The 12,587-nt window shown below is 70.4% G+C and carries 7 protein-coding genes; 6 read left to right on the plus strand and 1 reads right to left on the minus strand.

Annotated elements, in window-relative coordinates:
• Positions 1-61: 61 nt before the first annotated feature.
• Positions 62-2,650 carry an alpha-glucan family phosphorylase gene (glgP, locus tag AC1DP0_RS09325; protein WP_478083943.1) on the minus strand — a complete coding sequence of 863 codons (2,589 nt, stop codon included), beginning with the start codon at positions 2,648-2,650 and terminating at the stop codon, positions 62-64.
• A gap of 311 nt (positions 2,651-2,961) precedes the next feature.
• Between glgP and AC1DP0_RS09330 the strand changes: the two genes are divergently transcribed.
• The 6 genes from AC1DP0_RS09330 to AC1DP0_RS09355 are packed head-to-tail and all read left to right on the plus strand — an operon-like array spanning position 2,962 to position 12,530.
• Positions 2,962-4,980, plus strand: coding sequence for an alpha-1,4-glucan--maltose-1-phosphate maltosyltransferase (locus AC1DP0_RS09330; protein WP_478083959.1), 2,019 nt, complete (start codon positions 2,962-2,964; stop codon positions 4,978-4,980).
• Positions 4,981-4,983: 3 nt separating this feature from the next.
• A complete protein-coding gene (gene treS / locus AC1DP0_RS09335; protein ID WP_478083945.1) occupies positions 4,984-6,690 on the plus strand; it encodes a maltose alpha-D-glucosyltransferase in 1,707 nt (568 codons plus the stop codon).
• Positions 6,690-8,117, plus strand: a complete 1,428-nt coding sequence (locus tag AC1DP0_RS09340; RefSeq protein ID WP_478083947.1) for a maltokinase N-terminal cap-like domain-containing protein — start codon at positions 6,690-6,692, stop codon at positions 8,115-8,117. Before treS ends, AC1DP0_RS09340 begins: the two co-directional genes overlap by 1 nt.
• Positions 8,114-10,393, plus strand: coding sequence for a 1,4-alpha-glucan branching protein GlgB (gene glgB, locus AC1DP0_RS09345; protein WP_478083949.1), 2,280 nt, complete (start codon positions 8,114-8,116; stop codon positions 10,391-10,393). Before AC1DP0_RS09340 ends, glgB begins: the two co-directional genes overlap by 4 nt.
• Entirely contained in the window at positions 10,390-12,036 is a 1,647-nt protein-coding gene (pgm, locus tag AC1DP0_RS09350; RefSeq protein ID WP_478083953.1) for a phosphoglucomutase (alpha-D-glucose-1,6-bisphosphate-dependent), read from the plus strand. Before glgB ends, pgm begins: the two co-directional genes overlap by 4 nt.
• Entirely contained in the window at positions 12,033-12,530 is a 498-nt protein-coding gene (locus AC1DP0_RS09355) for a hypothetical protein (protein WP_478083956.1), read from the plus strand. The genes pgm and AC1DP0_RS09355 overlap by 4 nt, the downstream gene beginning before the upstream one ends.
• The last annotated feature ends 57 nt before the right edge of the window (positions 12,531-12,587 follow it).

Here is a 12,587-nt window from a genome sequence, read left to right on the forward strand (position 1 = left end):
CGGCTGACGTGAAGAGCCCGGACCCCGCTCGGGGTCCGGGCTCTTCACGTCAGGCTCGAGCTCAGGCGTTGCGTGCCAGCCCCAGCTCGGCCGGTCCGGCCAGTCCCGGGTGCTTCGGCACCACGCGGACGCTGTAGCCGAACGAGCCGGTGCGTCGCAGCGCCTGAGAGCCGGCGAACTGGTGCCGGTCGTCGTCGTAGGACTCCACGAGGGCGAGCGGGGCGACCTCCACACCCCACAGCTCGTCGATGTCGTTGACGTGGCCGTGGACGAGCTGCACCTCGACGTCGTCGGGGGTCAGGCCGTCGAGCGACACGTAGGCGCGCAGGTCGAGGACGTCGCCGACCTGCGGCGAGTCCGACACGCCCGAGGGCTCGACGTGCTCGACCTTGACCTTCGGCCACGCCGTGCGGATCTTCTCCTTGAAGGCGGCGAGGTCCTTCGCGCCGGCGAACTCCGCTGCCGCGACCGAGCGCCCGGCACCGGCCGCGGGGCTGTAGAGCTGCTCGGTGTAGTCCTGCACCATGCGGCTCGCGAGAACTTTCGGCCCGAGCGTCTTGAGGGTGTGGGTCATCATGGCGATCCAGCCCTGCGGCAGGCCCGCGGCGTCGCGGTCGTAGAACTTCGCGGCGACGTCGTTCTCGATGAGGTCGTAGAGCGCGGAGGCCTCGATGTCGTCACGCCGGTCGGCGTCCTCGACACCGTCGGCGGTCGGGATGGCCCAGCCGTTGCGGCCGTCGAACCACTCGTCCCACCAGCCGTCGAGGATGGAGAGGTTGAGACCACCGTTGAGGGCGGCCTTCATGCCCGACGTGCCGCAGGCCTCGAAGGGGCGCAGCGGGTTGTTGAGCCAGACGTCGCAGCCCGGGTAGAGGTGCTGGGCCATGGCGATGTCGTAGTTGGGCAGGAAGACGATGCGGTGGCGCACCTCGGGGTCGTCGGCGAAGCGGACCATCTCCTGGATGAGGCGCTTGCCGGTCTCGTCGGCGGGGTGGGACTTGCCGGCGATCACGAGCTGCACCGGACGCTCCGGGTGGAGCAGGAGGCGCTTGAGCCGCTCCGGGTCGCGGAGCATCAGGGTGAGGCGCTTGTACGTCGGCACCCGGCGGGCGAAGCCGATCGTCAGGACGTCCGGGTCGAGCACGTCGTCGACCCACCCGAGCTCGGCGTCGCTCGCGCCACGCTTGTGCCACGAGGACTTGACGCGTCGACGGACGTCGGAGACGAGCTTCTCGCGCATCTCGCGCTTGGTCGACCAGACCGCGTCGGCCGGGACCTCGTCGATGCGCTCCCATTCGTCCTGGCCGGCGATCTCGGCCGTGCCGAGGTACTTGCGAGCGACGTCGTAGACGGCCCGGTCGACCCACGTCGGCGCGTGGACACCGTTGGTGATGCTGGAGATCGGGACCTCGACGTCGTCGAAGCCGGGCCACAGGCCGTCGAACATCTCCCGGCTGACGACACCGTGGAGCTGCGAGACGCCGTTGGCGCGCTGCGCGAGGCGCAGGCCCATGACGGCCATGTTGAAGATGCCCGGCTGACCACCCTCGTAGTCCTCGGCGCCGAGAGCCAGCAGCCGCTCGACCGGGACACCGGGGATGGCGTTCGCCCCGCCGAAGAAGAGGTTGATCTTGGCGGCGTCGAAACGGTCGATACCGGCGGGGACGGGCGTGTGGGTCGTGAAGACCGTCGCCGCGCGGACGGCCTCGAGGGCGTCGTCGAAGGACAGCCCGTGGTCGCGGACGAGCTCGGTGATGCGCTCGACGCCGAGGAAGCCGGCGTGGCCCTCGTTGGTGTGGTAGACCTCCGGCGTGGGGCTGCCGGACAGGCGCGACCACAACCGCAGGGCGCGCACGCCGCCGATGCCGAGGAGCAGCTCCTGCTCGAGGCGGGTGTCGCCGCCGCCGCCGTAGAGCGACTCGGTGACCTTGCGGGTCTGCTCGTCGTTGTCGGCGACGTCGGAGTCGAGGAGGAGCAGCGGCACGCGGCCGACCTGCGCCTTCCAGACGTGGGCGTGCAGCTCGCGGCCGGCCGGGAGGCTGACGGTGACGACGGCCGGGGTGCCGTCCGCCTCGCGCAGGAGCGAGAGCGGGAGCCCGTCGGGATCGAGCACGGGGTAGGTCTCGACCTGCCAGCCGTCCCGGTTGAGGGACTGCTTGAAGTAGCCGGTCTTGTAGAAGAGGCCCACACCGACGATCGGCACGCCGAGGTCCGACGCCGACTTGAGGTGGTCGCCGGCGAGGATGCCGAGACCGCCGGAGTACTGCGGCAGCACGGACGTGATGCCGAACTCAGGGCTGAAGTAGGCGATCGCGGCGGGGGCAGCCCGGCCGGCAGCCTCCTGGTCGCGGCTCCACGACTGGTACCAGGCCTCGTGGGTGAGGTAGTGGTGGAGGTCTTCGTTGGCCGCCACGACGCGCCCGACGAAGTCGTCGTCGGCCTCGAGGGCGGCGAGCTCGTCGGAGGACAGCCGGGAGAGCAGCTTGACCGGGTCCTCACCCGCCTGCGCCCACTTGCGGGGACTGATGCTCTCGAACAGGTCGCGGGTCGGCGGGTGCCAGGACCAGCGCAGGTTGCTCGCGAGGACGCCGAGTCCTTCGAGACGGCTGGGCAGGACGGTGCGGACGCTGAAGCGGCGGATGGCCTTCACAAGGGGACAGCATAGGGGTCGCCATGTCGGGTTCTTGCAACCCTTGCAGTCGCGTTTCACGCACCGGACCGACCCGCGCCGCCTCGTGGGCCAAACGCTGCAACTTCGATACGGTCGATTCCGTGACTGGCCCAGCGAAGAAGCATCGTCCGAGCAAGCCGAACCGCGTGCGCACCGCCGCCCCTCCCGAGGCAGCCCGGCGCGACGATGCGACCCCGACCGCAGATACGGCGTTCGTCGACGACACCGCGTCCGGAGCCGTCCACCTCGCGCCCGAGCACCCCGTGAGCACCCCACCGACCGTCGAGGGTATGCCGGGTGGCGCGCTCCCGATGGGACGCATTCCCGTGAGCGACGTCCGTCCGGTCGTCGCCGGCGGCACGCGCCCGGCCAAGTCGGTCGTCGGCGAGGAGTTCACGGTGCGGGCCAAGGTCTTCCGCGAGGGTCACGACGCCGTCAACGCGACGGCGGTGCTCACCGACCCCGACGGCACCGACCACTACTTCGCGATGCACAGCGACAATCCGGGCCTGTCCGAGTGGTCCGCCACCGTCGTCGCCGACCGCGAGGGCTGGTGGACCTATCGCGTCGAGGGCTGGTCCGACCCCTTCGCGACGTGGGTGCACGACGCCGGCATCAAGATCGCCGCCGGGGTCGACGAGGACCTCATGTGCGCCGAGGGCGTCCGCGTGCTCCAGCGCTTCGCCGAGTCCGTGCGCGGTCTGGGCGTCGACGCGTCCGAGATCGACAAGGGCGTCGTCGCGCTCGGTGACAACCGGGCACCGGCCGCGCACCGCTTCGGCGCGGCCACCTCCCCCGAGATCCTGGGGCTCGCAGCGCTCGTGCCGCTGCGCGAGTTCGTCTCGCCCTCACCGGCATACTCCCTGCTCGTCGAGCGCGAGCGCGCGCTCTACGGCGCCTGGTACGAGATCTTCCCCCGTTCCGAGGGGGCGCACCGCGACGAGACGACCGGCAAGTGGATCTCCGGCACGCTCCGGACCGCGGCCGAGCGGCTGCCCGCCATCGCGGACATGGGCTTCGACGTCGTCTACCTGACACCGATCCACCCCATCGGCACGACCGCCCGGAAGGGCCGCAACAACTCCCTCAGCGCCCAGCCCGGCGATCCCGGATCCCCTTACGCCATAGGCTCGCCCGAGGGCGGCCATGACGCCATCCACCCCGACCTCGGCACCTTCGAGGACTTCGACCACTTCGTCGCCGAGGCAGGTCGCGCCGGGCTCGAGGTCGCCCTCGACATCGCGCTGCAGGCCTCACCCGACCACCCGTGGGTGCAGACGCACCCCTCGCTCTTCACGACCCGGGCCGACGGCACCATCGCCTACGCCGAGAACCCGCCGAAGAAGTACCAGGACATCTTCCCGCTGAACTTCGACAACGACCCCGCCGCGGCCTACGCCGAGGTGCGACGGGTCATCCAGGTGTGGCTCGACCACGGCGTGCGCATCTTCCGCGTCGACAACCCCCACACGAAGCCGGTCGCCTTCTGGCAGTGGCTGATCGCCGACGTCGCCCTGACCCACCCCGAGACGATCTGGCTGTCCGAGGCGTTCACCAAGCCGGCGATGATGCACGAGCTCGCGAAGGCCGGCTTCCAGCAGAGCTACACCTACTACGCGTGGCGCAACGAGAAGTGGGAGCTCGAGGAGTACGGCCGCGAGCTCGCGGGCGAGGCGACCGGGTCGGCATACATGCGTCCGGCGTTCTGGCCGACGACGCACGACATCCTCACGCCCTACATGCAGTACGGCGGCCCCACGGCCTGGAAGCTGCGTGCCGCTGTCGCGGCCACCATGTCGCCGACCTACGGCATCTACGCCGGCTACGAGCTCATGGAGCACGTGGCACGGCCAGGCGCCGAGGAGCAGATCGACAACGAGAAGTACGAGTACAAGGACCGTCAGTGGTATCTCTACGAGCCGGGTGGTCCCCTCGAGAGCCGCTCCCTCGCCTGGTACCTCAAGCGCCTCAACGACATCCGCGAGTGGCACCCCGCCCTGCGGTGGCTGCGCAACCTGCGCTTCCACKCGGCCGACGACGAGAACATCATGGTCTTCAGCAAGTCCCGGGTCGTCGACCGGGCCACGGGTGAGCGCGACACCGTCCTCGTCATCGCCAACCTCGACCCGCACGCGACCCGTGAGACGTGGGTGCACCTCGACATGGAGGCTCTGGGTATGGCTACGTGGTCGACCTTCGAGGCGCACGACCACATCACGAACCAGACGTGGGAGTGGCGCCAGGACAACTTCGTCCGTCTGGGGCCCGACTCCGAGCCCGTCCACATCATCCACGTGAGGAGCCACTGACAGATGCAGGGCCTCAACCTGTCCCAGCCCGGCCTGAAGCACGACCCCCAGTGGTTCAAGAAGGCGGTCTTCTACGAGGTGCTCGTCCGCGCCTTCGCCGACTCGAAGGGCTCCGGCGCCGGTGACTTCACCGGCCTGATCAACCGGCTCGACTACCTCCAGTGGCTCGGGGTCGACTGCCTCTGGCTCCCACCGTTCTACGCCTCGCCCCTGCGTGACGGTGGCTACGACATCGCGGACTACAAGGCGGTGCTCCCGGAGTTCGGCACGCTGCCGGAGTTCACCGAGCTCGTCTCGCAGGCCCACGCCCGCGGCATCCGCATCGTCACGGACTTCGTCATGAACCACACGAGCGACCAGCACCCGTGGTTCCAGGCGAGCCGCGCCGAGCCCGACGGCCCCTACGGCGACTTCTACGTCTGGTCCGACACCGACGACGGCTACGACGACGCGCGCATCATCTTCGTCGACACCGAGGTGTCGAACTGGACCTTCGACCCGGTGCGCCGACAGTTCTTCTGGCACCGCTTCTTCAGCCACCAGCCCGACCTCAACTTCGAGAACGAGGCCGTGCAGGAGGCGATGTTCGACATCGTGCGCTTCTGGATGGACCTCGGCATCGACGGCTTCCGCCTCGACGCGGTCCCCTACCTCTTCGAGGAGGAGGGCACCAACTGCGAGAACCTGCCGAGGACGCACGAGTTCCTCGCGCGGCTGCGCGCCATGGTCGACGCCGAGTACCCCGGTCGCATCCTGCTCGCGGAGGCCAACCAGCCGCCGGCCGAGGTCGTCGACTACTTCGGTTCCGAGGAGGCGCCGGAGTGCCAGATGTGCTTCCACTTCCCCGTCATGCCCCGGCTCTACTACTCACTGCGCGAGGAGAAGGCCGCCCCGATCATCGACGTGCTCGCGGACACCCCGGCCATCCCGTCGGGCACGCAGTGGGGCACCTTCCTGCGCAACCACGACGAGCTGACGCTCGAGATGGTGACGCCTGAGGAGCGGGCCGCGATGTACGGCTGGTACGCGCCGGACCCCCGGATGCGGGCCAACGTCGGCATCCGCCGCCGGCTCGCTCCCCTGCTCGACAACTCACGTCCCGAGATCGAGCTCATCCACGCGCTCATCCTGTCGCTGCCGGGGTCACCGTGCCTCTACTACGGCGACGAGATCGGCATGGGCGACAACATCTGGCTGACCGACCGCGACGCGGTGCGCACCCCGATGCAGTGGACGCCGGACCGCAACGCCGGCTTCTCCAGCGTCGACCCGGGCAAGCTCTACCTGCCCGTCATCAGCAGTCTCGTCTACCACTACAACAACATCAACGTCGAGGCCCAGATGGCCCACTCGGCATCCCTGCTGCACTGGATCCGGGGCATGCTCCAGATCCGGGGGCGCCACCCCGTGTTCGGGCTCGGCGACTTCACCGTCGTYGAGGCCGACAACGAGGCGATCCTGGCCTTCACCCGCACGATGCAGCCCGACGGCAACGAGCCCGGCGAGGCCGTGCTCTGCGTCAACAACCTCTCGAGCCGCCCGCAGGCCGCGACGATCCAGCTGCCCGAGCACCTCGCGGGCCGCGAGCTCATCGACCTCTTCGGCGGTAGCGGGTTCCCGTGGGTGGCCGGCGACGGACGGGTCACGTTGACGCTCGGCTCCCGCGACTTCTTCTGGCTCCGCGTGCGGGGCGGGGAGGACCACGGCTGATGGGCATCGTGCACAAGGACGCGACGATCGTGCCGACCAAGACCGAGATGGTCACCGAGTGGATGCCGGGCCAGCGGTGGTACCACGGCAAGGGACACGTCCCACAGCTGCGGCGCGTGGGCGGCTTCCGCTTCGAGGACCCCGAGGGCGAGGTCGGCTGCGAGACGCTGCTGCTCGCCGATGAGGCGGTCAGTCCTGCAGTCGTCTACCAGGTCCCGCTCACCTATCGCGCCGCGCCGCTGGAGGGCGGCGAGCACGCGCTGCTCGGCACGATGGAGCACAGCGTGCTCGGCACGCGCTGGGTCTACGACGGCCCGCACGACCCCGTCTTTGTCAGCCAGCTCATGGCGACGATCCTCGGCGCCGGCGTCTCCGACGTGGCGCAGGCGTCCGCTGGCAGCAACGCCGTGGCGACCGGGTCCTCCACGGGTCGCGTGCACGGGTCCGTGTCCTCGTCCGCCGTGCTGAGCGGCGAGCAGTCCAACACCTCGATCATCTGTCGCATGACGGCTCCCGGCGGCGGACCGGCCGAGCCGGTCATCGTCAAGGTGTTCCGCACCCTTCAGGACGGCGAGAACCCCGACGTCGTCGTGCAGTCCGCCCTGACCGCCGAGGGCTCCGACCGCGTGCCCATGGCCATCGGCCACCTCTCCGGCGCGTGGGACTCCCCGGCCGACGGGTCCCCGATGCAGGGGCACCTGGCCTTCGCCCAGGAGTTCATCCCGGGGGTCGAGGACGCCTGGCGCGTGGCGCTCGTCGCCGCGGCGTCCGGCTCCGACTTCACCGCCCGGGCCCGCGACCTCGGCGTCGTCACCGCTCAGATCCACGGCGCCCTCGCGCACTCGCTGGGCACCCACGAGGTCACCCAGGGGGCGCGCGAGGCACTCGTCGCCTCGATGCGCCAGCGGTATGCTGCAGCCGTGGCGCTGGTGCCCGAGCTCGCCTCCTGCGCCCCGGCCGTCGACCGCTTCGTGACGTCGGTCCGCGACGTGAGCTGGCCTCCCCTGCAACGGATCCACGGCGACTACCACCTCGGTCAGGTGCTCGACGTGCCCGAGCGGGGATGGGTGGCCCTCGACTTCGAGGGCGAACCGCTGCGCCCGCTCGCCGAACGTGTACAACCCGATCTCACGGCGCGCGACGTCGCCGGGATGCTGCGATCGTTCGACTATGCCGCGGGCTCCGTGGCGCTCGCCGAGTCACCTGTCGACGCGACCGCCTGGGCGGCCGCCTGCCGGGCGGCGTTCCTCGACGGCTACGCCTCCGTCGCGGGCGCGCCCGATGCCGACGCCGAGGCCCTGACCCGGGCGCTCGAGCTCGACAAGGCGCTCTACGAGGYCGTCTACGAAGCCCGCAACCGGCCCTCGTGGCTGCCGATCCCGCTCGGCGCCGTCGAGCGGCTCACCACCGAGGAGAGCACGTCATGACCACTGCCACCCACGGCCCCTCCTTGGACGACGCCGCCATCACCGCCTTCCTGCACGGCCGCAACGGCCAGCCGCACGACCTGCTCGGCCACCACGTGGGCCCGGGCGGTCTCACCATCACCGCGTTCCGCCCGTACGCCACCCGGGTCGGTGCCCGGCTCGACTCTGGCGAGCGGGTCGACCTGCAGCACGTGCGTGACGGCATCTGGTCGATGACCTCGCCGGACTTCACGACGACGCACGACTACCGCCTGATCGTCGAGTACGGCRACGGCGTCGAGCACGAGCAGGACGACCCGTACCGTTTCGCACCGACCCTCGGCGAGATCGACCGGCACCTCATCAACGAGGGCCGCCACGAGCAGCTGTGGACCGTCCTCGGGGCGCACGTGCGGCACTACCCCGGACCCCTTGGCGACGTCTGGGGCGTGTCCTTCGCCGTCTGGGCGCCGCGCGCCAAGGCCGTTCACGTCATCGGCGACTTCAACGACTGGGATCGCCGGTCCCACCCGATGCGCGCCCTCGGTGAGAGCGGCATCTGGGAGCTCTTCCTGCCCGGCGCCCAGGAGGGGATGAACTACCAGTTCGCCGTCCGCGGCCCGGACGAGCTCGTGCGGCTCAAGAGCGACCCCATGGCGCGGATGACGGAGGTCGCGCCGAAGCAGGCCGCCATCGTCACCGAGAGCCACTACGAGTGGCGCGACGACGCCTGGATGGAGCACCGCCGCACGGGCAACGCCCACCAGGGGCCGATGAGCATCTACGAGGTCCACCTCGGGTCGTGGCGCCAGGACCTCGGCTACCGCGGGCTCGCCGAGCACCTCGTCAACTACGTCCGCGACCTCGGCTTCACCCACGTGGAGTTCCTGCCGGTCATGGAGCACCCGTACGTCCCGTCGTGGGGCTACCACGTGACCGGCTACTACGCGCCCAGCTCACGGTGGGGCCGTCCGGACGACTTCCGCTTCCTCGTCGACGAGCTGCACCGGGCCGGCATCGGGGTCCTGCTCGACTGGGTGCCCGGGCACTTCGCCACCGACGAGTGGGCCCTCGCGCGCTTCGACGGGCTCCCGCTGTACGAGCACCCGGACCCCCGACGAGGCTGGCACCCCGAGTGGGGCTCCAACATCTTCGACTACGGCCGCCCCGAGGTGCGCAACTTCCTCGTCGCCAACGCGCTCTACTGGCTCGAGGAGTTCCACCTCGACGGGCTGCGCGTCGACGGCGTCGCGTCCATGCTCTACCTCGACTACGCCCGCAACGCCGGCGAGTGGGTGCCCAACAAGGACGGTGGCCGCGAGAACCTCGAGGCCGTCGAGCTGATCAAGGAGACCAACGGCACGGCCTACAAGCGGGTCGGCGGCATCGTCACGATCGCCGAGGAGTCGACGACGTGGCCGGGGGTCACGAAGCCGACGAACCAGGGCGGACTCGGGTTCGGCTTCAAGTGGAACATGGGCTGGATGAACGACTCGCTGAAGTACCTCGGCGAGGAGCCCATCTACCGCAAGTACCACCACGGCAAGCTGACGTTCTCGCTCATGTACGCCTTCGACGAGAACTTCGTGCTGCCGATCAGCCACGACGAGGTCGTCCACGGCAAGGGCTCGCTGCTGCGCAAGTCGCGCGGTACGCGCGAGGAGCAGGTGGCGACCCTGCGAGCCTTCCTCGCCTACCTCTGGTGCCACCCGGGCAAGCAGCTGCTCTTCATGGGCTGCGAGTTCGGCCAGGAGTCCGAGTGGTCCGAGGGTCGCAGCCTCGACTGGTGGCTGCTCGAGCAGCCGCTGCACTACCGGGTCCACAACCTCGTCAAGGACCTCAACGGCATCTACCGCAGCCATCGCGCCCTGTGGGAGCTCGATGCCGACCGCTCGGGCTTCGAGTGGCTCGAGGCCGACGACGCCGCCCACAACACGTTCTCGTGGCTGCGCTTCGGCAAGGGTGACCGCGCGACCGACGCACCGGTCGTCGCCTGCGTCATGAACTTCAGCGGTGAGACCCAGCAGTCCTACCGGATCGGCCTGCCCAGGGCCGGGAAGTGGACGGTCGTGCTCGACACCGCCGGCTACCACCCCGACGCCCCGAGCAGCGCCGGTCTCGTCGTCGAGGCCCGGGAGGAGAGCTGGCACGACCAGCCGTACGCCGTCGACCTCACCGTGCCGCGCCTGTCGACCGTCTGGCTCGTCCCGGTCGACGAGCCACGGACGCCGGAGATCGCCGTGACGGCCGACGCCGGCGAACCTGCCGTCACGAGCCCGAACGGAGACCCGTCATGAGCCACCCGCGCGCCGGTCAGCCGGCCCAGGCCGAGGACCTCGTCGACGTCGACGCCCTCATCGGCGCCTACTACGACCGCCACCCGGACGTCGACGACCCCGACCAGCAGGTCGCCTTCGGCACGTCGGGGCACCGCGGGTCCAGCCTGCGCACGGCGTTCAACGAGGACCACATCCTCGCCACGACGCAGGCCATCGTCGACTACCGCGTTTCGMAGGGCTTCGACGGTCCGCTCTTCATCGGGCGCGACACGCACGGTCTGTCCGATCCGGCCTGGCGCTCGGCCCTCGAGGTGCTCGTCGCCAACGGGGTGCGGGTGCTCGTCGACGACCGCGACGGCTTCACGCCGACGCCGGCCGTCTCGCACGCGATCCTCCGGGCCAACCGCGGAAAGGGTCCCGGCGCGACGGGACTCGCCGACGGCATCGTCGTGACGCCGTCGCACAACCCGCCCGCCGACGGCGGCTTCAAGTACAACCCGCCCCACGGTGGTCCGGCCGACACCGACGCCACGTCCGTCATCGCTGCCCGCGCCAACGAGCTCATCCGCCAGGGTCTCAAGGACGTCAAGCGCGTCGCCTTCGACCAGGCCCGTGGGGAGGCCGGCTCGTACGACTTCCTCGGCAGCTACGTCGACGACCTGCCCCAGGTCGTCGACCTCGCCCGCATCCGCGACGCCGGGGTGCGCATCGGCGCCGACCCGCTCGGCGGCGCCTCGGTCGCCTACTGGGGCGAGATCGGTGAACGGCACGGACTGGACCTGACCGTCGTCAACCCTCGCGTCGACCCGCAGTGGGCCTTCATGACGCTCGACTGGGACGGCAAGATCCGGATGGACTGCAGCTCCCCCTCGGCGATGGCCTCGCTCATCCACGCCAAGGACGCCTACGACATCTCGACGGGCAACGACGCCGACGCCGACCGGCACGGCATCGTCACGCCTGATGCGGGCCTGATGAACCCGAACCACTACCTCGCCGTGGCGATCCAGTACCTCTACGGTGGGGCCCGCCCGGACTGGCCCGCGGCAACCGCCATCGGCAAGACCCTCGTGTCATCGTCGATGATCGACCGGGTGGCCGGCGATCTCGGCCGCACGCTCCTCGAGGTCCCGGTGGGCTTCAAGTGGTTCGTTCCCGGGCTGCTCGACGGCTCCGTGGGCTTCGGCGGCGAGGAGTCGGCCGGGGCCAGTTTCCTGCGCCAGGACGGCACGGTGTGGTCGACAGACAAGGACGGCATCCTGCTCGCCCTCCTTGCGTCCGAGATCCTCGCCGCGACCGGCAAGACCCCCAGCCAGCACTACGCCGAGCTGACCTCCCGGCACGGCGACCCGGCATACGCCCGCATCGACGCCGCGGCGTCGCGGGAGGAGAAGGCCAAGCTCGGCGCTCTCTCCCCCGATGACGTGACCGCCGAAACCCTTGCAGGAGAGCCGATCACGGGCAAGCTCACCGAGGCTCCGGGCAACGGCGCCAAGATCGGCGGCCTCAAGGTGACGACCGAGAGCGCGTGGTTCGCGGCACGCCCGTCCGGCACCGAGGACGTCTACAAGATCTACGCCGAGTCCTTCCGCGGCGCCGAGCACCTGGCCCGCGTGCAGGCCGAGGCCAAGGACGTCGTGACGGCCGCTCTCGGCGGATGAGCAGTTCCGACGAGTCCGGGCCGCGCGGTCGCCTCCTCCTCGTGACGGCGGGGCGGCCCCGGGACCGGGCCACGCTCGCCTCCGCGGTGGCCACGCGGCTCGGCCGTGCCGTCATCGTCGACGGGACCGCACTCGAACAGGCGGTCACGGCGGGCGGTGCAGCAGGGTGGGGCGAGCCACCGACCTCGGAACAGCTGCGGATGCGGCTGCTGCGCTGGTCGGCGGCCCTGGCGGTGGCCGAGACCTACCAGCTCGAGGGCTTCGACGCGGTCGTCGCCGAAGACGCCCTCGGCGACCGGCTCGAGGACTTCCTCGACCTCGTCGAGCCCGAACCCGTGCACGTCGTCGTCATCCGCGACGACGCCGACCCGGCCACGCCGCGGTGGGGCCTGTGGGTCGAGGGAACCGACGTCGGGTCGGACGCCGACGGGGTCGCCGCGGAGGTCCTGGCGCACCTTGACGAGTCACGCGTGCTCACGACGCCCCCCGCCTGACTCCCACCCCCGACCCCCTACCCACACCCCCCACGGCAATCGAAAGAGCACTCCGTC

It is taken from the genome of Terrabacter sp. P5_B1, assembly GCF_056400505.1.

Excerpts from the sequence above, each read along its gene's own strand:
- AC1DP0_RS09355 (WP_478083956.1), top strand. The coding sequence starts at position 12,033 with ATGAGCAGTTCCGACGAGTCCGGGCCGCGCGGTCGCCTCCTCCTCGTG.